This is a genomic window from Hydrogenophaga crassostreae (assembly GCF_001761385.1).
GTDB lineage: Bacteria > Pseudomonadota > Gammaproteobacteria > Burkholderiales > Burkholderiaceae_C > Hydrogenophaga > Hydrogenophaga crassostreae.
In genome coordinates this window covers 1699230-1719706 of the sequence record NZ_CP017476.1, presented here as the reverse complement: position 1 = coordinate 1719706, position 20477 = coordinate 1699230, and the positions used below count along the sequence as shown (strand labels likewise).

Sequence of the window (20477 nt, the reverse complement as noted above, 5' to 3'; positions counted from 1 at the left end):
CTTGCACGGAAGTCAGGGCCTCGTGCCTGATGCGACCCACGTTCATGCGCAAGCCCTGCGCCCGCTGGTTGAAAAGGCAACCCAAGCCGCTGCCGACCGCGTGGCAGAGGCAGAGCGATACCCATGAGATGCTGGCGCGCCGCTCGCAGGGCGTTTGCCCTATGCTGGCCCCATGAACGAACGCATCAATGAGATTCTGGAGCAGATGGCCGCGCTGGAGGCCGATCTGCGCACCGCTGTGCACGATCAGGAAAGCCGCATGTTTTTTCAGATCAAGGGCAAGCGCGTGGAGTTCGAGAGTTCGGTCAAGCAAGCCCACCGCAAGCTCAAAACCAACTTCTTTCGCTGGCTGGTGACCAACCGCCCGCAGAACCTGATCACGGGGCCGATCATCTACGCCATGGTGATTCCCCTGCTGATGCTCGACTTTTTCGTGACGCTTTACCAGTGGACCTGCTTCCCGATTTATGGCATCGCCAGGGTTCGCCGCTCCGACTACCTGGTGTACGACCGGCGCCATCTGGGCTACCTCAACTTCATCGAGAAGTTTCACTGCACCTACTGCGAGTACGGCAACGGCCTGATGAGCTACATGGCTGAGATCCTGGCCCGCACCGAGCAGTACTTCTGCCCCATCAAACACGCCCACAAGATCCTGGGCACCCATGCCCGCTACAACCGCTTCCTGGACTACGGCGAGGCGGAGGCCTACGAGGCCAAGCTGGAAGCCTTCAGGGTGGCGCTCGGCAAGGAAAATCGGGGCGGGTGACAGGGCTGTGCGTTTCAGCAGAGACCCGCAACTGGCCTTGCTTTTGGCTTCAGGGCCCGTGCGTTGAGCTGCTGGGCCGCTGAGCTTGCCCGGTTCAGCACCGGACGCGGTGCGGCTGGGGGTAAGGTTGGGCCTCATGCGCGCCCTTTTGACCGGCTGAGAGCAAAAAGCAAGGCGCGGCCCCATTGATGGCCAGCGGTTGAACCTGGCGCCGGGCTCTTTGAGCCTGCGCGCTTGTGGCCAACCGCGCAAACCTTCACAAAGAACGACTGGATGACGACTACAACAACACCACCCACCCAGGTGAACTGGGACCACAGGCTGCAGGGCGCGCTGGCCGATCTCTGGATCGACGCGCGCAGCCAGGCGAGCGGCCTGGGACCTGCGGCGATCGCTTCGCTGCAGCAATACGGCTTCGCGCTGGTGCGGGGTCTGGGCCCGGCCGATGCCGACCGCGCAGCGATGGTGCCGCCTCTCAACCGCTTCGGCGCCGAGCTGGGCACCATCGTGCCGCAAAACAAGGCGGGCTCGCTGCTGGAAGACATTCGCGACTTCTCCGACACCGACGCCTTCGACAACCGCGGCTACCGCTCGCCGGGCGAACTGTCGCTGCACACCGATCCGCCCACCCTGCTCGTCCTACATTGCCTGGCGCCGGCGCGCTCGGGAGGCGAGAACCAGCTGGTCAACATTGAAGCGATTCACAACCACATCGCGGCGCAGCGCCCAGAGCTGCTGCCGGTGCTGCAGCGTGGCTTTCGCTTTTGGGAGCCATCGGAAACCGAGCCCGGCGCAGGTGAAGCCTCCGGCTGGACCCGGCCGATCCTGATGCAGCACGACGGCTGCGTCAGTTGCGTCTACTACCGCCCCTTTATCGAAGCCGCAGCCCAGGCGGCAGGCGAACCCCTGTCTGCGCTTGACGTGCAGGCACTCGACCATTTCGACGCACTGGCCAATTCGCCCCAGTTCCAGATTCGCCTGACGTTGGCCGCCGGCGACAGCCTGGTGCTGCACAACCGCGCCGTCATGCATGCCCGCGCGGCTTACGAAGACTGGCCCGACGCGCACAGGCGCCGCCACCTGCTCAGGTTGTGGATCGATGCGCCTGCCATACGGCCATCGGCAACGGAACACGAATTGGGCGACTTTTTCGCGGGGGCTTAGGTCGATCGGGACGCGCGAGGCCAACGGCATCGGCGGCTGGGCGCACGGCGTGTTCCAGATTCCAGGGTCACACACCGATTGGCTTGCTTCAACGGGAAAAGGCAAAAGACAAGGCTTGCTCCTGGTGTTCGTGGCCGCGGCCAACGCCATTGCAGGCGAAGGTGCAAAATTCGTTGCATCAAAACTGAACTCGGATGGGGTGCGTTGTTTATGTCAAATTCGGTCGCCTGGATCGCGCTTCCGGTTGGAATCTGGTTTCTTTTGATCGCCCTTTTGGGGGTGGTCAGGGGGTATCTGCCCACGCAAGCCAGCGTGCTGGTCAGGAGCCGAACCGTGTACCGAGATGACGAGCCGTTTGTTTTCTGGAGCAATTTGGCACTTGTTGCGGCCGCTGGCGCAGCCCTTTGCTTCATCGCCATTGGCTTCCTGACCAGGTAAACCCGTGTGAAGGCCCGCAAGGCTTGGCGGTCACCCGCCACGGGCTGTTTTGCGCTGCAGCAGAGCAACGCCGTTCCCCAACCTTTTATCAACCCCCACAGAGAGGAAACCACCCCATGCTTTCAGGCGTATGCGTTGGCACGAACAACATGGCCGCTGCCGGTATTTTTTACGATGCCGTGTTGGCCACCCTTGGCATGCGCTGTGTGGCCGCTGATGCGCAAGAGCGGGCCTACGCTGGCCAAAACGGCAAGGCCAGCTTCTTTGTGCTCCAGCCGTTCAACGGGCAAAAGGCGACTTTTGGCAATGGCACGCAGGTGATGTTTGCCGCCCCGGATGCCGAAGCGGTCAAGGCTTTTCACGCCGCCGTTCTGCGCTGCGGTGGCTCCGACGAGGGCCTGCCAGGGCCGCGCAACTACAGCCCTGATTACTACGGCGCATACGGCCGCGATCTCGATGGCAACAAGCTGAACGTTTCGGTCAGCACCCGTCAATAACGCGGGCGCTGCCGGGTTTCAGATCGGCGCGTAGCGGCCGGTACCACCCGGCCAGGCGGTCAACACGTCGTAACCCTCGGGCGTGACCGCCACCATGTGTTCCCACTGGGCCGAGAGCGAGCGGTCTTTGGTCACCACCGTCCAGCCGTCGGGCAGGTGGCGGATGTCGCGCTTGCCGGCGTTGAGCATGGGCTCGATGGTGAACACCATGCCAGCCTGCAGCTTGAGCCCTTCGCCGCGCTGGCCGTAGTGCAAGACGTTGGGGTCGTCGTGGTAGACCTGCCCAATGCCGTGGCCGCAGAACTCGCGCACCACGCTGAAATGTTCGCGGTGGGCCACGCTTTGAATGGCGTGGCCAATGTCGCCCAGCGTGGCGCCGGGCTTCACGGCTTTGATGCCGGCCCGCATGGCTTCATAGGTGGTTTCCACCAGGCGCCGGGCCAGTACGCTGGGCGCGCCCACGAAGAACATGCGGCTGGTGTCACCGAACCAGCCATCTTTGATCACGGCCACATCGATGTTCACGATGTCGCCCTTTTTCAGAATCTTCTCGGGCGAGGGAATGCCGTGGCAAATCACCTGGTTGACCGAGGTGAGGATGGTTTTGGGAAACCCCTGGTAGCCCACGTTGGCGGGAATCACGCCCTGCACGTTCACGATGTGGTCGTGGCAAATCTGGTCGAGCCGGTCGGTGCTCACGCCGGGCACCACAAAGGGCTCGATCATGCTGAGCACTTCGGCGGCCAGTTGGGCCGCCACCCGAGACTTCTCGATGTCTTCGGGTGATTTGATGGAAACGCCGTTGCGCGCCATCAGTGTTTCCCGGTTGCCGTTGCAGTTGCAGCTGGGTTTGCGCCGGGTTTGTTGAGCGCGCCTTTGGCGGCCATGGCGATGTCCAGGCCCCCTGCGAGTTCGGCACGAATCAGCATCTGGCTGATTTCCCGGTGGTTCAGCTCGGGGTGCATTTCGGTCAGCATGCCGACCCGCATCCAGTGCTCTGCCTGTGCATTGATGGACCTGCTGAGCGCGCTGCCTGCGACCCGCAGGTTTTCGTGCATCACATCTGAAATTTTGACGATACCCATATTGGCTCTCTGTATAAAACGTATATGAATTGTATATGTTTCATATATTTCTTGCGAGGGAAGGTCAATTTGAATGAAGGGGTTCGATGCGGTTTGCAACGCTGCTGTGGTTCAACAGGTGGCGAGCGCATGTCAGCGGTGGCTCAAAGAAAGAAGCCCGAACTGTTGCCGGGTTGGGCTTTTCATCTCTTTGCTGCGCGGTTGGCCGCGAAGGACTGGCGCTCGGATCTGACGGGGGGCGTGAGGTATTCGCGGCTCTGCTGCATTTCCCGTTGCAGTGTCTCGCGACGTTTGAGCCGCAAACGTTTGAATTCATCGCGCTGGGCGGGGGACAAGACCTGGTTCATCGGGGTCCAACTACTTCGAGTGGATCGGGGTGGCGCTGCGTTGTGTTGCACGTTACCGCGGGGCACCCCTTCGCTTCCATGCCTGCCCCTACCTGCGGGTGAAACAAGGGCAAATCCACAACCCACGGTATGAGGGCCTAGTATGGGGAGGAGCGCTTGAGGGTGCCCACGAAGCCATGGATGAAAAATGCGCGGTTTCAGGTACCCGGCAGCGTGCAACACCTCGTCAACCCCAACCCACAGGAGAACCCTATGAAGATTCAAGTGAACACCGGTGCCCATGTCGACGGCCATGATCGGTTGGCCGCCCACGTCAGCGCAACGGTTGAACAGGCGCTGGGGCATTTCAGGGACCACATCACCCGGGTGGAGGTCCATCTGAGCGACGAAAACGGCGACAAGAGCGGCTTGCATGACCATCGCTGCATGCTGGAAGCCCGCCTCGAAAACCGACAGCCTGTTGCGGTCACCGAACATGCCGCAACGCAAGACCAGGCGGTGCATGGCGCTGCGAAAAAATTGGCGCACCTGCTGGACAGCACGTTTGGGCGTGAGCAGACAGCCCGCAAGAAGGGGCCCGATGCGCCGACGTTGGCGACGGATCTCGACCAGGCCTGATTGCCCCAATGGGAGCCCGGTGAAGCCGGCGCCAGGTCCGCTCTCCTGGCTTGCCTGTCAGCCGCAGGCTTGAATCAAACCCTGGTTCTCCTGTTTTTTGCCCTCAAACTGGCCCTGCAGCGGCCCGATCGGCTGAGTTTGCGTTTCATGCCCTCAGTTTCATGCCCTCAAACAGGGCCTTGAAACACCGCATCTTGTGTATCCGCCTTGGGTCTGTACACTGCTTGTCGGTGGTGATTTTCACCACATGGCAACCTCGTCGTTCAGGGCATCGCCGGACGGGTTCCGCACAGCGCCCGCGCTGCGCTTTGTGGCATATGGGTGGCTTTTTGCCCCTTGTTTGTGATGCAGTCCAATCTTCAAATTGGTACGATCAACAACATGATTACAGGCAACATGGCTCATTCCCACCTGCTTGGGAAGGCCCAGCGGCGGCGGCATTGGGCTCACCGGTGCGGGTGAGACCCGTGCGCACTTCGCCCCGACCGCCCCCGCCTTGCTCCACCATGACGATGGCGTTCACTTCACATAAATCACCGCCATGAATCCTGACCCCGCACAGGATCATCACGATCAGTCGTCAGGCACAGCGACCGAAACGCAGCCGCTCGATGGGCTTGGGCACAAGAGCGAGCTGGAGATACAGAACGAGGCCTTGCGAAAGGCGCTGATGGCGCTGACCGAATCGCGAGACCGGTATGTCGATTTGTACGAATGTGCTCCCGTTGGCTATTTCGTTCTTGATGCCGAGGGCAGGATTGAGGATGTGAATCTCACCGCGGTCTCGCTGCTGGGAATCGAGCGAAATGCGTTGCTGCAATTGCCATTTGCGTCGCTGATCGATGCGGACGATCAAGGTCGCTGGTCCGCGCTTGTTTTGGCCATCCAGCATGTCGGCGAGCAAAGCAATGTGACGCTGCCTTTTCGACGCCGCGAAGGTGCGGTGTTTCAGGCGCGACTCGAATGCATGCCAGCCCAAGGCGAATTCGAAAAGACCGATGGCACCGGCCTTCGGCTTCGCATCACCATGAGCGATGTCACCGAGCAGGTGGAAGCAGAACGCGCGGTGCGCCTTGAACGCAGTCGCATGAAAACCGTTCTGGACGCGACCAACGATCCGATATTCGTCAAGGACAACGAGCACCGCGTCATACTCGCCAACCACGCCTTTTACGAGCTGTTCGACCTGGATGAGAGCGCCGTGATGGGCAAGTCGCTGGCAGAGCAAGTTCCGGATACCGAGCGTGACCATTTTTTGGCCGTCGACCGGCAGGTTCTCGACACCGGCAGGCCCGATGTGCGCGAAGAGTCGCTCACGCTGAACGGCTTTGAGCGAACCATCGTGACCAGCAAGACGCGTTTCGTTGAAGAAACCGGCGACAGATTCCTGGTGGGCACCATCTTTGACGTCACGGAACGCAAGCATGCCGCGTTGCGACAAACCGCGCTCGAAGCACAGCTGCGCGAGTCGCAAAAGATGGAAGCAATGGGCACGCTGGCTGGCGGCATTGCGCACGACTTCAACAACATCGTCGCGACCATCCTGGGCAACGCAGAGCTGGCGCGGCAAGATGCTGAAGGCAACGCGGCGGCTCTGGAAAGCGTAGAAGAAATTCGAAAAGCCGCTTCGCGGGCACGCGAACTTGTGCAGCAAATTCTTTCATTCAGCCGCCGTCAGCCAACGTCGCTCAAAGCCACAGTCCTCGGCAACGTGGTCGATGAAACCATGAGCTTGTTGCGTGCCACCTTGCCGGCGCGCATTGAACTGGAATCCCGCTGCGAAACAGATGTACCACTGGTCTTGGCCGATGCCAACCAGATCGAGCAGGTGCTGATCAACCTGGTCACCAATGCCATGCAGGCGATGGCCGAGCGTTCGGGCCGCATCGAAATTGGCCTTGAAGTCACCACAACATCCGAAACCGTGTTGGGGCGGTGGCCTGATACGCCGATGCGGCTGCACGCAACGCAACCGCCACGCCTGGTCAAGCTGACGGTAAAGGATGACGGACCGGGCATGGATGGCCCCACGCTTGAGCGTATTTTTGAGCCCTTCTTCACCACCAAGCCGGTGGGCAAAGGCACGGGGCTGGGCTTGTCTGTCGCCCACGGCATCGTGCAAAAACACGATGGCACGATCCAGGTACACAGCCGCCCCGGCCACGGCACGACCTTCACGGTGTGCCTGCCGGTCTTCGAAGGCCAGGCAGAAGCGCCGATCGATGAAAGAGGTCAAGAGCCGGTCGACTCGGGGCCGGAGCTTGCGCGAGGCAAAAGAATCCTCTATGTCGACGACGATGAATCGCTGGTGCGCCTGATGACGAAGCTGTTGAAAAGGCAAGGGTTTCAAGTGACCGGTTTCACCGGTCACGCAGAAGCGCTTCAGGCGTTGCGCGCCGATCCAGCCGCGTTCGATCTGGTTCTGACCGACTACAACATGCCTGGCAAGTCGGGGCTGGATGTGGCGCGCGAAGTGCGGGCGCTCAACCCCAACTTGCCCGTGGCGGTGATCTCGGGGTTCATTGACCAGCCGCTTCTGACGCAGGCCGCCGACGCCGGGGTCTGCGAACTGATCTTCAAAGCGCAAGATGTGGCGGTGGTGTGCGAGTCGGTGCTGAAGGTTTGGCAGAAAGCGGTTTGAGCCAGCCCCTCCCCGGGGCCAGCGAAACGAACCGTGTTTTCCTCGTGGCCGGTTTCAAAAACCGGTTGCTCGTGAAACCGCCTGGCGTCCGGGCGCCGCGAATCGGTGGTGAGCGGCCATTCCGCAACAGCCTTGTTGCCACCGGCATCCGTGGCCACCACGGGTTGGTTGTTCGGGCCCAGCATGGGCCGTGCACTTGCCCTACCCTGCCCCGCCCTGTGCCAGCGCCTGCTGCATGCCGGGCACATAGTCGGTCGCTATCCACTGCGCAATCACTTCGGGCGTCATGCTGTCGGGGTGGCCGGCTTCTTCACTCACGCGCGCCACTTCTTCGGCCCCGGTGAGCGTGCCCACAAACATCTGCAACACCGCCTGCAAACCACCTTGCACCAGCGCCGCGTCGCCCAGCGTTTTCAGTGCCTCCCAGGCCTGGGCTTCGGAGGCGGCGGGGGTCGAGAGATCAGGGGTGGTGGACATGGCGTGTGTATGGGGAAACGGGGGTGCGGCAAGTCTATCGCGGGGCACACAGGTATATTGAAAGCCAACAGTGCCAACCCTTTTGGAGCCCTCTCTTGAATTCTCAGCTGCGTATCCCCCTGCACGACGGCAAGTCCATTCCACAAGTGGGTCTGGGCGTCTGGCAGACACCGCCCGATGTGGCCGTCTCCGCCGTGAAAGCGGCCATCGAGGCGGGTTATCGCCACATCGACACCGCGGCCATCTACGAGAACGAAGCCGGTGTTGGCGAAGGTGTGCGCGCCTCTGGCGCTGCCCGTGACGACCTGTTCATCACAACCAAGGTCTGGAACGCCGATCAGGGTTTTGATGCGACAGTGAAGGCGGCCACAGCGAGCCTGAAGCGGCTCGGCCTCGACCATGTTGACCTCTACCTGATCCACTGGCCCGCGCCCAACAAGGGGCTTTTTGTGGAATCGTGGCGCGCACTGATCCGGCTTCAAGAGGAAGGCAAGGTTCGCTCGATCGGGGTTTCGAATTTCGAGACCGAACACCTTGATCGCATCATCGGTGAAACCGGCGTCACACCGGTGATCAACCAGATCGAGTTGCACCCGCGCTTTCAGCAGACCGCGTTGCGCCGGGCGCACGCGGCGCGCGGTATCGCGACACAGTCCTGGAGCCCGCTGGGGCAAGGAACGCTGCTGGCCAACCCGGCGATCGAACGGGTAGCGGCCAAGCATGGCCGCACGCCGGCCCAGGTCATCATCCGGTGGCACATCGACAACGGCTTGATCGCCATTCCCAAGTCGGTCACCGCCAGCCGCATTGTTCAGAACTTCGATGTTTTTGGTTTTGCACTTGACGCCGAAGACCTCGCCACGATTGCCCTGCTCGACGCCGCCGATGGCCGCATCGGGCCCAACCCGATGACGGCTGGTTTCTAGGTTGCCCCTGCGCTGTGTTCGCATGAACCCGGCGCGCAGGAAACCCTGCCGCAGGACCAACTGGTGAGCGCTTCGCGCCCTGCAGGCGTGACCGCCACCGGGCAGACAGAGACCCGTGTCCCTGGGCTCCACGCTTCACGACCAGCAGCGCCCTGATTTCACTGGTGTTCATGCAGATGGAATCCGACGTCGCCGACGAACGATTGCAGCCGGAGCAACTGCGGGCCAAAGAGCATGGCCCGAGATGCCGGGTGTCTCTCATTTCAACGAGTGAGTGGCACCGCATGCACCGCGGCGCTCCAAAAAGGCGATGCGTTTGCCTTGACCGGCACCCCGCCAATTCCTTTTTTTCGCAATTGGTTTGGAAGGGTGAGGCCCTGGGTGCAGGCGTTGCATGCGCCGCTGTGGTCAGGCGCCCGGGTTTCGCCGCCCCGATCACGGTGACCGCGCGAAAAAAAACTGGGCGAAATTGCTCGGCTTCGGGATGACGGAACAGACACAAAAATGCGCGAAACATTGCTCAAGGTTTTTCCGCAATTTGTCGATGTACTCGCAGAGATCTTTTTGCTCTCTGAAAGTCCATCAACCTCTGTTCCATTTCACAAGCTTTTGCTTTTAGGAAAACATCCATGTCGTTCAAGTCCCTCGGCTTTGGTTCAACGTTCGTTCGCTTCAAGTTGCTGATTTCGATTGCCAGCCTTGCCCTTCTGACGGCCTGTGGCGGAGGCGACCCGGACATCCCCAATATCGGTGGCGGCAGCAGTGGCGGCAAATGGGGTGTGAATTTCCGGAGTTTCAGCGCAGGCTTCAGCGCACTCGCTGCGCCAACAAGCAGCTCGCCGCAGTCCTTTACGGTGAGCTGGAAGGCCGATCGCACGGGTGGCAACCCGGCCTACCTGTTGTATGCCTACCTTGTTCCTGCATCCATGGGCAATGCCAGCCCGCCCGACAACCTGTTGTTCCTGGGCGCGACCTGCGGCCCCAACATCACCGGTTGTGATGCCAGCGGCGCCCAGCAGTGCGCCTACCTTGCCGACTCATCCGGTGGTGGCCGAACCATCGACTGTGGCTCTCCGCGCAGCGCCGGAACCCGCCTGAGCCGTCAGCCCGGCTCCTATCTCGTCATAGCAAAGGCTTGCTACATCTCAGAGACCCTGGACGAGATCTGCCAGAGCAAACCGGGCATTCCTGTCACCTTGAACTGACCTCTGACCGTTGGGGGGGTCAAACGCTGACCGGTATGACCCCGCCACCCAAAAACCTGCCTTGGCGGGCGGCCGGTTCAACACACACCGCAGCCGGCGGCAACGCTGGGTGAGTGGCAGTCTTGCCGCTTCGGCATGCCGATCGCGATTGCAAACATGCTGGCCGGACTGGCTGGGGCCATTGCGGCTGGTGCAAAAGCACGCGTCACCCGGCACCTGAAAACAGAAACAGGGCGCACACCTTTGAACCTTTGTGCCAATGGGCTGGTTAACATGGCGGCCAGCCGGTGAATTGCCGGATCACAAGCAGACTCCGCCCAAGGCGGGAGGAACGAAGTAGCCATGCACGAAATCATCTGTCCCCACTGCAAGAAGGCCTTCAAGGTTGACGAGGCCGGCTACGCAGACATTCTGAAGCAGGTTCGCGACGGCAAGTTCGAGCAGGAGCTGCACGACCGGCTGGCGCTGGCCGAGCAAGACAAACTCAATGCCGTTGAGCTCGCCAGGTCACAACTGGCCAGCGAGTCGCAAAGGTCGGCCGCGGGCAAAGATGCCGAAATCCAGAGCCTGAAGGCCAAACTCGATGCCGGCGAAACCGCCCGCAAGCTCGCCGTGGCCGAGGCCCTGAGCGCGGTGGAGAAGCAGCGCGACGCGCTCGCCAACGAGCTTGAGCAGGCGAAGCGCGACAAACAGGCCGCCACCGAGCTGGCCGACGCCAAGCTGGTGAACGGCCTGCAAACGGCTGCCGCGGCCAAGGACGCTGAGATCCAGGGTCTCAAGGCCAGGCTCGACGCCATCGCCGTTGCACAGAAGCTCGCCATCACCGAAGCGGTAAGCCAGGTTGAAAGGGAGCGGGACGAATTGAAGAGCGGTCTTTCGCGGGCCGAGCTGGAAAAACAGCTCGCCGAGAAGTCGCTGAAAGACAAATACGAAACCCAGATCAAGGACCGCGATGAGGCGATCGAACGCCTGCGCGACATGAAAGTGCGTTTGTCGACCAAGATGGTGGGCGAAACCCTGGAACAGCACTGCGAAACCGAGTTCAACCGCATTCGGGCCACGGCGTTTCCCAGAGCCTATTTCGAAAAGGACAACGACGCGCGCTCGGGCAGCAAGGGTGACTACATCTTTCGCGATACAGATGAAGCAGGCACCGAAATCGTCTCCATCATGTTCGAGATGAAGAACGAGAGCGACCGCACCGCGACGAAAAACAAGAACGAGGATTTCCTGAAAGAGCTCGACAAGGACCGCGCCGAAAAGGGTTGCGAATACGCGGTGCTGGTGTCACTGCTGGAGCCTGACAGCGAGCTCTACAACACGGGCATCGTCGATGTGTTCCACCGCTTCCCGAAGATGTATGTGGTGCGCCCGCAGTTCTTTCTTCCCATGATCACGCTGCTGCGCAACGCGGCCATGAATTCGCTCAAATACAAATCGGAGCTGGCGCTGGTGAAGGCACAGAGCATCGACATCACCAACTTCGAAGCCGATCTCGACACCTTCAAAAATGCCTTCGCCAAAAACTACGACCTGGCCTCCAGGCGTTTCCAGACGGCGATCGACGAGATCGACAAGTCCATTGACCACCTGCAGAAAACCAAGGAAGCCCTGCTCGGCACCGACCGGAACCTTCGGCTGGCGAACGACAAGGCACAGGAAGTGACGATCAAAAAACTGACCCGGGGCAACCCGACCATGGCGGGCAAGTTTGCCGACCTCAAGGACGAAGCGCCATAAGCCCCTAGCCCAGACCCAGAACCAGGCCTGAGCCTGAGCCTATTGACGCCTGGAACCGATCACGGGATATGCCGCACAAGTTTGCGGATCACCAGCCTGTCTCGACCATCAGTGGGCAGCGTGTCGGTTTCGACGCTGAAGCTGCACCGCTCGCCCGCGGGCGTGACGATGGCGAGGCTGTTGGCATCGGCTGCTGACACCATGCGGTGTCTGGCATAAGCCGGTCCTTGTTTGCGTGGTGGCAATCGGGTCGTGATGAGCGCCGCAATACCATCGGCACCTTGAATCTCACCGAAGGGCGATGCCGTTGACCACGATGCGTCTGGGTGCAGCAGCGCAGCGGCGCCAGGGCCATCGCGCCTGTCCACGCAATCGAGAAACCGCATCAAGAGCGACCTTGTGGAGTGGCGTGGGGCAAAGCTGGTGTGCAGCAAAGCATGCGCCTGTGGGGAATTCGGGTGTTTCAACTGCGTTGAATACAGTTTTTGAACGTCCTGGTTTTCATGGGCGCGTCGCTTGGGCGCCTGTCTGTCGATGGCGTAGATGGCCTTCATGCGTTTTTCGAGAATCAGCGGATCCATGGACTTGGGTTCACCGCCACCGCCCAGGCAGCCACCGACGCAGGCCATGACCTCGATGGCAACAAACGTTTGCCGCCAGCTTTCGTCTTCCAGCAGTTCTTGTGCAGCGGCTATGCCATTGCAGATGGCAACCCTGCCCAGCCCGGGAACATCGGCCGTCTTCACCACCTTGTCCACGCCCCGCAGCTGGTGCCATTCCAGCGGCAGCGAGTCTTCTTCGCCGAGGAAGTGTGCTGCGGTGCGCACCATCGCCTCCATGACACCACCCGACGCGCCGAAGATCTGCCCGGCACCGGTGCTTTCGCCGAGGGGGTTGTCGAAGGTGCCGTCGTCCGGCAATGCGCCAAAGGCAATGCCGCGCGCCCTGATCATTTTGGCCAGTTCGCGCGTGGTCACCACGTGGTCCACGTCGCCGGCCATGTCGGGCCGCCGGGCTTCGTCTTTCTTGGCCGTGCAGGGCATCACGCTGACCACATAGGGCTCGGCTTCTCCGCTCGCAAAAGCAGGGCCCAGCATGCTCGCAAAGACGCCGCGCTTGGTCATGGCGCCATGCATTTGTTGCGGCGATTTTGTGGTGCTCAGGTGCGGCAGCAGATCGGGCCGGTTGATTTCGACCCAGTTCACCCAGCCCGGGCAACACGACGTGAAGAGGGGCAACTTTTGCCCGTCTTTGAGCCGCGTCATCAACTCCGTGCCTTCTTCCATGATGGTCAGATCGGCCGCAAAATTGGTATCAAAGACATAGTCAAACCCCACTTGCCGCAACGCGTTGATCATTCGGCCGGTGCTCACGGTGCCGGGCTCCATGCCGAATTCTTCGCTGATCGCCACACGCGTTGCTGGCGCGACCTGCACCGCAGAGACCCGCCTGTGTGCATCGAGGGTATGGAGCACATCGTGCCAGTCGGGGGCTTCGATCAGTGCGCCCACCGGGCACACCAGCGTGCACTGACCGCAGGAAATGCAGTTGGTGTCGGCCAGCGATTGGTCAAAAACCGTCACGGGCAGACGGTCTGAGCCATGCCCCGCAAAACCGATCACGTGCTGGCGTTGCCCCGCATCACCACAGGCATCGGCACACAGGCCACATTCAACGCACTTCGACAAGTCGCGCCAGATGCTGGGTGAGGTGTGATCGGTCAGGTGGCGTTCGGGATGTTCGGGCGATCCTCTGGGCACAAACTCGAACGCGTTCACCACCTGGTAGTCGCTGGCAAGGCCTTGCAACTGGCAGGATCCGTTGGCTTCGCATCGCATGCAGTCGTTCGGATGCCGTGCCAGCAACCATTGCATATTGGTGTTGCGGAAGCTCTCCAGCGCGGCAGAGTCGGTGGTGACACGGCTCGCCTGTTTGGCCGGCGTCACGCACGCCGGTTGCGGGCGTGACTCACCGTCGACCTCGACGAGGCACATTCGGCACACGGCACGGGATGGCAGCCGGGGATGGTGGCAAAGCGTCGGAACATGGACGCCAGCCTTCCTGGCGGCGTCGAGCAGGGTCGAACCTTCGTCGACCTCGATAGACCGCCCGTTCACAGTGAGATGGATCATTGCTTGCTGGTGGTGCATGGCTGATGAGCGTGGTCTGAACGTTGAAGTGGACGTTGAAATCGACACCTGCCATCCCTCGCTTCCTGATAAATCATAGGCCGAAAGGAGCCATTGATCCAGCGCTTCAATCTGCTTGATCAGGATCAATTTCGATTCGCCTTCCGCATGGAAAATGATCGAATCAAGGATGCCGGGGGCCGGGCGATGGTGTCCAAGCGTTGCCTCGCCTCATCAAGACTGACCACATTGTTTTGGGGGGCGGAAATGCGCAAGCTGGCGAACAGAAAAATGTCGACTGCGGTACCTTCGGTCCTGGGTGAAGAGCCCTATTCCATACGGGTCGTAGACCATTTTCTGGTGAGCGGCGATCGCATCGAACCGTGGGAGAGCCTGCGTTGAAAACCGTCGTCCTGGGTATCAGTGTGGCGAGCCTTTTGTTCGCAACCGTAGGGGTGGGCTGGCGCTTTCGGCACGACCTGGAACTGGCGGGTGCAAGTGCTTCGGTGGGTAGCCGAGTGGTGTCCACACCATGCGGCCCGATCGAAGTCCAGCAGGCAGGGCAAGGCATTCCTCTCTTGATGATCCACGGCAGCGGTGGTGGCCATGACCAGGGGATGGCCTGGGCTCGACCGCTCACGAAACAGGGCGTGCAGGTGATTGCCATGTCTCGTTTCGGTTACCTGCGCACGCCGCGGCCGACAGACGCATCACCCGAAGCGCAGGCCGATGCCCATGTGTGTCTGCTCGACGCGCTGGGCATCGAGAAAGCGGCGGTCATGGGTGTCTCTGCGGGTGGCCCTTCGGCCATGCAGACGGCCATTCGGCATCCGGACCGTGTCAGCGCCCTGGTACTCTTGGTGCCGATCGCTTTCAAACCAGGGGATGTCAACCATTCCGCGCCACCAGTATCCGACAAGAAAGACGCCCTGCTGTTGCGACTGCTTGCCTCCGACTTCCTGTTTTGGAGCGCACTCCATGTGGCGCGCGATTCCCTCATGCGGCACGTGCTGGCTACACCGCCCTAGCAGGTGGCCGTTGCCAGTAAAGCGGAACAGGCTCGCGTGAACGACCTGGCCGACCGGATCCTGCCGGTGTCTGCGCGTGCTGCGGGCTTGATTGACGACACGCGGCTGGGCAAAAGCCTTGGCCCCTACGCATTGGAAACCATCCTGGTGCCGACGCTCGTGGTCAGCGCACGCGACGACGGCTTTGGCACCTACGCCGGCGCGCAGTACACCGCATCACAAATCAGGAATGCGAAGTTTCTCGGTTTCGAGCAGGGCGGCCATTTGCTGGTGGGACACGACGCCGCCGTGCAGGCGGAGATTGCCAGGCTCCTCATTTCGGTAAGCCGGCCATGAAGGTAGCGCCACCGTCCGTCACGGTCATGGAACAGGCAAAGAAAGTGGACATTTTCTGGAGTGCTTGGGTGCGTACCCGGTGGTGTTGGACCGATCGTCATTCAAACGAACCATGAGAACGCCACACGACGCCGAAGAAGAGAAAAAGAAGAAAGGGCCTGAAAGAATGGAATTCATGAAGACCAGTTTTATCGTTGTGGTCGTTGCCGCGCTCGCTTTTCTTTCGATCACCGCGTTGGGTCGTTGGCGGTGGCAAGGCATGACCCAGGGCCTGGTGGACCGAGTCGAGGCGGGCAGAACGCCAATGGGGACCACACGATTTGATGCGGTCGAGCTCGATGGCCTTCCGCCCGTGGTGCAGCGCTACTTCCGTACCGTGCTGCCAGAGGGCACGCCCATCATCACCGGCGCATCGGTCGAACACAAGGGTGGCTTCAATATGGGGGAGGCAGGCGACAACTGGAAACCGTTCACCTCCCGCCAACGCGTCGTCATGCGGCGACCGGGCTTCGTATGGGACGCTCGAATTGCCATGCTGCCGGGTTTGACCGTGAACGTTCACGACGCGTATGTGGAGGGCGAAGGCATTCTCCACCCGGCCATCCTCGGTCTTTTCTCGCTGATGGAATTGCGCGGTACTGGCGAGATGGCCCAAGGGGAGTTGATGCGTTTTTTTGCAGAGGCGGCGTGGTACCCCACTGCCCTGTTGCCCAGCCAGGGCGTTCAATGGACGGGCCTGGACGAGCACTCGGCCACCGCCACGATGAGCGATGGCCCGCTGACTCTCAGTCTGACCTTCACCTTCAGCGCTGACGGGCTGATTGACGTGGTGCGCGCGGAGGCCAGAGGCCGCACCGTCGGTGGTCAAATCGTCATGCGGCCATGGGAAGGCCGCTGGTCCAACTACCAGATGCGCGACGGCATGCGCATTCCGGTGACTGGTGAGGTGGCCTGGCTGCTGCCGCCAGAAGAAGGTGGGCGCAAGCCTTACTGGCGAGGCACCATTGCAGACCTGACCTACGATTTCGCCACCACAGCCACTGGCAAATAGTTTGCTGGTGATGCTGGCCCTTGCTGCAATCTCCGTTTGAAATGGCCACGAAAAGAACGGCGAGAAGTTGCAGCTTTTTTTGTCGCACTGGGCGATTGAAGACCGACATTTGACGAATTCAACACGCTCTCGGGCTCACTCTGCTGCGGTACCGCGTCTTTCATCTCGGGAAACACCGCAGCAAGTAGCCAACCAACCGGCCCATGAAAAAAGCCCGAACCGCTGGCGGTTCGAGCTTCCTTTTTTCCTGCGTCTTTCGCCGCGAAAGGGCCCTGTACTGGCCAGGGCAGTATTCAGACTTGGCCTGAAACTTTTTCCCAGCTTCCTTTGCAGGCCACACAATGCTCGGTCTGCGGCTCGACCTGCAGCCGCTCGAAAGGAATGTCACAGCCGCATGCACTGCATTGCCCGTAGCTGCCGTCTGCCATGGCCTTGAGCGCACGGTCGATGCGCGTGATGTCGGCCGAATCGAGGTCGGTCAAGGTCTGGTCCACTTCGCGGGCCACGTTGCGCTGCACCATGCCGCCCTCATCGCTGGTGGGAGGCGTCAGGTTTTTCCGGTTCTGCTGCATTTCCAGCTGCAGTTCCTCGCGGCGTTTGAGCAGCAAGGCTTTGAGTTCATCGCGCTGGGCGGGTGTCAGGGGCTGGCTCATGGAGTACCTCTTGGAAATGGATGGGAATGGAGATGACAATACGTCGCACTGCGGACAAGCGCGGTGCACACGTTCGATGACAAGCCTACCAGCTTCATCGCCAGAGAATCGGGAATCGCGTGCACCGGGCGGCGGGTCGGGCTGAACGGCGGCGGGACATGCCACTTCAGCCCGCCTCCACCCCGTTTGCCGACCCTCGCATCATTTGGACTCAGCGTCGCGTGCGGCGCGCAATTTGCTGGCCCAGCTCTCGCGCATGGCGGAGGGCATCTTCATGACCGTGTCCACGGTGCCGCTGGACATTTCCGAGCGCATGGGCTCGGGCATGGTGTGGAACATCCAGGCGGCGAGCGACGCGACTTCATCCCGGGTGACGCTCTCCCCTTCGCCTTTCGGGCAGGCAGCGTAGAGCGAGTCCATCAACTTGAGGCAATCGGGGCTGGCCTTGCCCTCGCGCATGGCCTTGCAGTCCATCGGGCAGATCTCGTCCACCTGGCTCGCGCTGTTCGACGACGGTTTGCTTTGCCGGGACGCATTGCGCCGCCCCATCTTGGCGCCTATTTCCGCCGGGTCTTTGCCCATCGCGGTGTACATCTGTATCAGGTCGCTGGAGACATAGTCGAGAGGGTCCGCAAGGGGCATCCGCTGGTTGGTGGTGGCGCGCCAGACGGTGAAGCTGCCGCTCAACTGGCCATTGACGGTGTCAGACGGGGCCTTGAACCTCGCGACGAAACTGCCACGCACGAAAGCCGGATTGGCCAACGTGATGTTGATATCGACGTCTTTGGTTCGCGCATCAACATGTTGGTCACCCCGTTTGCCGAGCCCCGGGTCTTCCCACGTGGCGATGACCTGGCCGCCGCGAACAGGGCCCGAGTGGCCGTCAGGCACGGCGGGCAGCACAAGTTTCACGTCGGGTTGGCGCACCGGATTCAGGCTTTTGCGCGTGGCATTGGTCGCCACATCGAGGCAGATCGACATGAGGTTCGACGCCCCACCCGCGTCGGTGCCCAACGCCACCACGCCGGCTGACTTTGCCGTTGCATTCAGGCAGTCGTCCTTGCCTGCGATGGGCGACGGCACGACGGCCATGGTGAGGGTGCGTCCATCGGGCACCGCGATGACCTGGCCGGGCATCACATGGCGGCGCGGTGAGACCCGCGCGCTCGATGCAGGCCGCCCACCCCGTTCGGCCGGTTTGTCGAGCTGACCGGATGTGTCGGAGCGGCCCACGCCCAGGTAAATGTCGTAGGTTCGCCGCTTGGCGTACAGCGGATCGAGCGGGACATTGCTGAAGGTGATGACGGTTTCGCCATCGGTGCTGGCCGGCTTGCGCGGGTCCAGCGTGAGGCCGCTCCAGCCGAGGCTGAGCAACTTTGAGGCCGGGTCCAGGTACGGGTCGGACTTGCCGAGGCTGGTGCCATGCATGCCCAGATGAAAGTCTTGCAGCGCGGCGTCACCACCGCCGTCTGCCGATACGACCACCAGGGCCATCGCCGGCCAGCCGCTCTTGCCAACGGGTGTGCCGGTCCACTTCACACGCGCGCAGGCGCCAGCCAGTTCGCGCATCGCCACTTTGATCGTGGCCGTGGGGTGCGCGTCGTCCAGCTCATAAAGCGGACAACCGTCAACGAAGGCATGTTTCAGCCAGCGGGTGTGCGCGAATTCACCCTTGCGGCTGTGCATCACATCATCGGGGTAAGCCACCCACCAGGGCAGGAAGGCCGGCAAGGCGTCGTAGAGGCCGCGCTTCCAGGCCGGGTGGTTTTCTTTCAGGCTGCGGTCGGTCCACGCCAGGCTGTCTTCGCGCACGCTCGACGTGCCGCGCCGCGGCGTGCGAAGCATCAGGGCGTGCCGCATGGGCTTCCATTCGCTGCCTTTGGGCATGCTCTGCTGCCAGGCGTAGCCCCAGAATGAGTTGGTCATGTACGACGCCATCTCACGCATATCGTCTTCTGTGCTTCCTGCAGGGAAGATGGGCATGCTTGGCGGTGGCGTGCGCAGATCAAGGGGGTAGTCGTAGGGCCGCATGCCCAGGACCTTGCCAAAGCGCCGGCTTCCGCTGGCGAAGCGCTGTTGTGGGTCGAAGGGGGAGTTGCCCATGAACGACAGCCCCTCGATGGCCCAAAGGCCAATCGCATCGGGCAAAGCTTCGGTGACCCACTTTTCTTCGTGCAGTTGGCTGTTGTCGTGACCGCTCCAGTTTGCGTAGCTGTCCTGCACGGCGTGGAAAAGTTCGTGTGCTACCGAGACGGCAACTTTTTCCGGATAGATGCCCTGGTCCTTTCCGAATCCATCGGCTTCGCCGACGATCATCACCCGGTCCCATTCGTTTTTCTGGTACCGGAGCGCCTCGATCACGCCAAACTCGCCATAGCCATAGCCGTACTGGGCTGCGGCGCTGCCAAGATCGCGCACAAAGTAGAGGGGGTAGACGCCGTCCCGGCGGGTGAGCCTGGGGGCGCGCAGTCCGACGGATGCAAAACGCGTCGCGGCGTGAGAGGCGGCCTTCTCCAGTGCGGCCAGACGCTGGGGAGTCGAAGCCAGCGGCGCAAGCAGCCATGGCACCCCACCCAGCCGCTTTTCCATTGCGGCGCCCGGGCTTGTTGGCGCAACGACCTCTTGGGCATAGGCTTTGAAAGGCGGTGGTTGCCGACGCCACAGTTCCTCGCTGGTTGGCTCCTGCGCCATCGCAAATGGCGAAAGGCCGAGCAGCAGCGGGAGCCACAACAAAGACCCCCGCCGGAGACGGGTCACGCGACCGGCCTCTGCGGTCCATCTGCCAGAAGATGGGTGCTGACGGGGGTGGCTGAGTGTCATCGCAAAGGCCTCAAGCGAAAGGTCGTGGCCAAGAAAGCGTGTGGGGCCTTCAGGGGACCAAAGGGGGAGAAAAATCACCAGCATAGGTCTTGCGACCCAGCGCCTGAATATACATACCCCGCCTGGAAGGCAGTTACACGGCCAAGCAGGCGTTGGTATCGGGGATGTCGCACGCCGCGAAGCGCCCTGCGCCAGGGTGGGTGATGAACGTTTTGCGCACGGCGCGGGTTCTGAACACCACCTCCAGCTTCAAGCCGACACGGAAAGCCTGGATTGATCACACACGGCGCGGACTCCCTGCAACCGGGAACCCTGCCTCGCGGAACGTGTTGCGCCTCGCGTCGGAGCCCGCCTGTCCGCAATCAACGCCTCCTCCTGCTCGGTCTCGCGCGAGATGGCTACTTTGAGACCGCCCTCGAGGCCTCTGGCTGAGCACGGCCCTTCAACCTGTCTTTTGGCGACCTCGAACCACCTTCCGGCGCCTCGATCGCTTTTTGGCCAGCAGGCGCCTGTGCTTTTCTCGAACCAGTGGATACGCGGTCACGCGACATGC

General features: G+C 61.6%; 19 protein-coding genes. 12 read left to right on the top strand and 7 right to left on the bottom strand.

Going from position 1 to position 20477, the window contains the following annotated elements; translation table 11 throughout:
• Window positions 1-172: 172 nt before the first annotated feature.
• From LPB072_RS08010 to LPB072_RS07995, 3 genes are all read left to right on the top strand, one after another.
• The gene (locus LPB072_RS08010) at window positions 173-769 is read left to right on the top strand and encodes a hypothetical protein (protein ID WP_066093893.1); all 597 of its coding nucleotides are present in this window, start codon (window positions 173-175) and stop codon (window positions 767-769) included.
• Between the two features lie 273 nt (window positions 770-1042).
• Window positions 1043-1933, top strand: a complete 891-nt coding sequence (locus tag LPB072_RS08005; RefSeq protein WP_157559258.1) for a TauD/TfdA family dioxygenase — start codon at window positions 1043-1045, stop codon at window positions 1931-1933.
• Between the two features lie 554 nt (window positions 1934-2487).
• The gene (locus tag LPB072_RS07995; RefSeq protein WP_066093885.1) at window positions 2488-2868 is read left to right on the top strand and encodes a VOC family protein; all 381 of its coding nucleotides are present in this window, start codon (window positions 2488-2490) and stop codon (window positions 2866-2868) included.
• A gap of 18 nt (window positions 2869-2886) precedes the next feature.
• Here the strand turns inward: LPB072_RS07995 and map are convergent, their stop codons facing one another.
• The 3 genes from map to LPB072_RS23850 form a co-directional block, all read right to left on the bottom strand.
• The gene (map, locus tag LPB072_RS07990; protein ID WP_066093882.1) at window positions 2887-3681 is read right to left on the bottom strand and encodes a type I methionyl aminopeptidase; all 795 of its coding nucleotides are present in this window, start codon (window positions 3679-3681) and stop codon (window positions 2887-2889) included.
• On the bottom strand, window positions 3681-3953 hold the full coding sequence (locus LPB072_RS07985; RefSeq protein WP_066093880.1) for a ParD-like family protein: 273 nt from the start codon (window positions 3951-3953) through the stop codon (window positions 3681-3683). The genes map and LPB072_RS07985 overlap by 1 nt, the downstream gene beginning before the upstream one ends.
• Before the next feature lie 182 nt (window positions 3954-4135).
• On the bottom strand, window positions 4136-4300 hold the full coding sequence (locus LPB072_RS23850; protein WP_157694174.1) for a hypothetical protein: 165 nt from the start codon (window positions 4298-4300) through the stop codon (window positions 4136-4138).
• Window positions 4301-4552: 252 nt separating this feature from the next.
• Between LPB072_RS23850 and LPB072_RS07980 the strand changes: the two genes are divergently transcribed.
• Both LPB072_RS07980 and LPB072_RS07970 read left to right on the top strand, forming a co-directional pair.
• The gene (locus LPB072_RS07980; protein WP_066094770.1) at window positions 4553-4918 is read left to right on the top strand and encodes an HPF/RaiA family ribosome-associated protein; all 366 of its coding nucleotides are present in this window, start codon (window positions 4553-4555) and stop codon (window positions 4916-4918) included.
• Between the two features lie 541 nt (window positions 4919-5459).
• Complete coding sequence (locus tag LPB072_RS07970) at window positions 5460-7559, top strand: PAS domain-containing hybrid sensor histidine kinase/response regulator (protein WP_066093873.1); 2100 nt, start codon at window positions 5460-5462, stop codon at window positions 7557-7559.
• Window positions 7560-7760: 201 nt separating this feature from the next.
• Here the strand turns inward: LPB072_RS07970 and LPB072_RS07965 are convergent, their stop codons facing one another.
• Complete coding sequence (locus LPB072_RS07965) at window positions 7761-8036, bottom strand: hypothetical protein (protein ID WP_066093870.1); 276 nt, start codon at window positions 8034-8036, stop codon at window positions 7761-7763.
• Window positions 8037-8131: 95 nt separating this feature from the next.
• Here LPB072_RS07965 and LPB072_RS07960 point away from each other — a divergent pair, with 95 nt between their 5' ends.
• The 3 genes from LPB072_RS07960 (at window position 8132) to LPB072_RS07950 (ending at window position 11907) form a co-directional block, all read left to right on the top strand.
• Window positions 8132-8962, top strand: a complete 831-nt coding sequence (locus LPB072_RS07960) for an aldo/keto reductase (protein WP_066093866.1) — start codon at window positions 8132-8134, stop codon at window positions 8960-8962.
• A 629-nt stretch (window positions 8963-9591) separates the two neighbouring features.
• Complete coding sequence (locus tag LPB072_RS07955) at window positions 9592-10167, top strand: hypothetical protein (protein ID WP_066093863.1); 576 nt, start codon at window positions 9592-9594, stop codon at window positions 10165-10167.
• A gap of 342 nt (window positions 10168-10509) precedes the next feature.
• Window positions 10510-11907, top strand: coding sequence for a DUF2130 domain-containing protein (locus LPB072_RS07950; RefSeq protein ID WP_066093860.1), 1398 nt, complete (start codon window positions 10510-10512; stop codon window positions 11905-11907).
• 59 nt (window positions 11908-11966) lie between these two features.
• On the opposite strand, the gene LPB072_RS07945 is transcribed toward LPB072_RS07950, so the two are convergent.
• Window positions 11967-14039: a [FeFe] hydrogenase, group A gene (locus LPB072_RS07945; protein ID WP_066094767.1), complete on the bottom strand. Its 2073-nt coding sequence runs from the start codon at window positions 14037-14039 to the stop codon at window positions 11967-11969.
• A gap of 111 nt (window positions 14040-14150) precedes the next feature.
• Here LPB072_RS07945 and LPB072_RS07940 point away from each other — a divergent pair, with 111 nt between their 5' ends.
• The 4 genes from LPB072_RS07940 to LPB072_RS07925 all read left to right on the top strand — a co-directional run bounded on the left by LPB072_RS07940 (window position 14151) and on the right by LPB072_RS07925 (window position 16451).
• Window positions 14151-14438, top strand: a complete 288-nt coding sequence (locus LPB072_RS07940) for a hypothetical protein (RefSeq protein ID WP_066093857.1) — start codon at window positions 14151-14153, stop codon at window positions 14436-14438.
• Complete coding sequence (locus LPB072_RS07935) at window positions 14435-15064, top strand: alpha/beta fold hydrolase (RefSeq protein ID WP_157559257.1); 630 nt, start codon at window positions 14435-14437, stop codon at window positions 15062-15064. Before LPB072_RS07940 ends, LPB072_RS07935 begins: the two co-directional genes overlap by 4 nt.
• A gap of 36 nt (window positions 15065-15100) precedes the next feature.
• On the top strand, window positions 15101-15400 hold the full coding sequence (locus tag LPB072_RS07930; RefSeq protein WP_066093851.1) for an alpha/beta fold hydrolase: 300 nt from the start codon (window positions 15101-15103) through the stop codon (window positions 15398-15400).
• Window positions 15401-15575: 175 nt separating this feature from the next.
• Window positions 15576-16451 carry a DUF6920 family protein gene (locus tag LPB072_RS07925; RefSeq protein ID WP_066094764.1) on the top strand — a complete coding sequence of 292 codons (876 nt, stop codon included), beginning with the start codon at window positions 15576-15578 and terminating at the stop codon, window positions 16449-16451.
• A gap of 293 nt (window positions 16452-16744) precedes the next feature.
• Here LPB072_RS07925 and LPB072_RS07920 read toward each other — a convergent pair whose 3' ends face one another.
• A complete protein-coding gene (locus LPB072_RS07920) occupies window positions 16745-17104 on the bottom strand; it encodes a TraR/DksA family transcriptional regulator (RefSeq protein ID WP_066093848.1) in 360 nt (119 codons plus the stop codon).
• 201 nt (window positions 17105-17305) lie between these two features.
• Window positions 17306-19693 carry a hypothetical protein gene (locus LPB072_RS07915; RefSeq protein WP_157559255.1) on the bottom strand — a complete coding sequence of 796 codons (2388 nt, stop codon included), beginning with the start codon at window positions 19691-19693 and terminating at the stop codon, window positions 17306-17308.
• Window positions 19694-20477 lie beyond the last annotated feature (784 nt).

What these genes read in the sequence shown, in the direction of transcription:
- LPB072_RS07980 (WP_066094770.1), top strand. Translation starts at nt 4,553, where the DNA reads ATGAAGATTCAAGTGAACACCGGTGCCCATGTCGACGGCCATGATCGG.
- map (WP_066093882.1), bottom strand. Translation starts at nt 3,681, where the DNA reads ATGGCGCGCAACGGCGTTTCCATCAAATCACCCGAAGACATCGAGAAG.
- LPB072_RS07955 (WP_066093863.1), top strand. Translation starts at nt 9,592, where the DNA reads ATGTCGTTCAAGTCCCTCGGCTTTGGTTCAACGTTCGTTCGCTTCAAG.
- LPB072_RS07925 (WP_066094764.1), top strand. Translation starts at nt 15,576, where the DNA reads ATGAAGACCAGTTTTATCGTTGTGGTCGTTGCCGCGCTCGCTTTTCTT.
- LPB072_RS08010 (WP_066093893.1), top strand. Translation starts at nt 173, where the DNA reads ATGAACGAACGCATCAATGAGATTCTGGAGCAGATGGCCGCGCTGGAG.
- LPB072_RS07985 (WP_066093880.1), bottom strand. Translation starts at nt 3,953, where the DNA reads ATGGGTATCGTCAAAATTTCAGATGTGATGCACGAAAACCTGCGGGTC.
- LPB072_RS07920 (WP_066093848.1), bottom strand. Translation starts at nt 17,104, where the DNA reads ATGAGCCAGCCCCTGACACCCGCCCAGCGCGATGAACTCAAAGCCTTG.
- LPB072_RS07995 (WP_066093885.1), top strand. Translation starts at nt 2,488, where the DNA reads ATGCTTTCAGGCGTATGCGTTGGCACGAACAACATGGCCGCTGCCGGT.
- LPB072_RS07950 (WP_066093860.1), top strand. Translation starts at nt 10,510, where the DNA reads ATGCACGAAATCATCTGTCCCCACTGCAAGAAGGCCTTCAAGGTTGAC.
- LPB072_RS07915 (WP_157559255.1), bottom strand. Translation starts at nt 19,693, where the DNA reads ATGGAAAAGCGGCTGGGTGGGGTGCCATGGCTGCTTGCGCCGCTGGCT.
- LPB072_RS07965 (WP_066093870.1), bottom strand. Translation starts at nt 8,036, where the DNA reads ATGTCCACCACCCCTGATCTCTCGACCCCCGCCGCCTCCGAAGCCCAG.
- LPB072_RS07970 (WP_066093873.1), top strand. Translation starts at nt 5,460, where the DNA reads ATGAATCCTGACCCCGCACAGGATCATCACGATCAGTCGTCAGGCACA.
- LPB072_RS23850 (WP_157694174.1), bottom strand. Translation starts at nt 4,300, where the DNA reads ATGAACCAGGTCTTGTCCCCCGCCCAGCGCGATGAATTCAAACGTTTG.
- LPB072_RS07945 (WP_066094767.1), bottom strand. Translation starts at nt 14,039, where the DNA reads ATGATCCATCTCACTGTGAACGGGCGGTCTATCGAGGTCGACGAAGGT.
- LPB072_RS08005 (WP_157559258.1), top strand. Translation starts at nt 1,043, where the DNA reads ATGACGACTACAACAACACCACCCACCCAGGTGAACTGGGACCACAGG.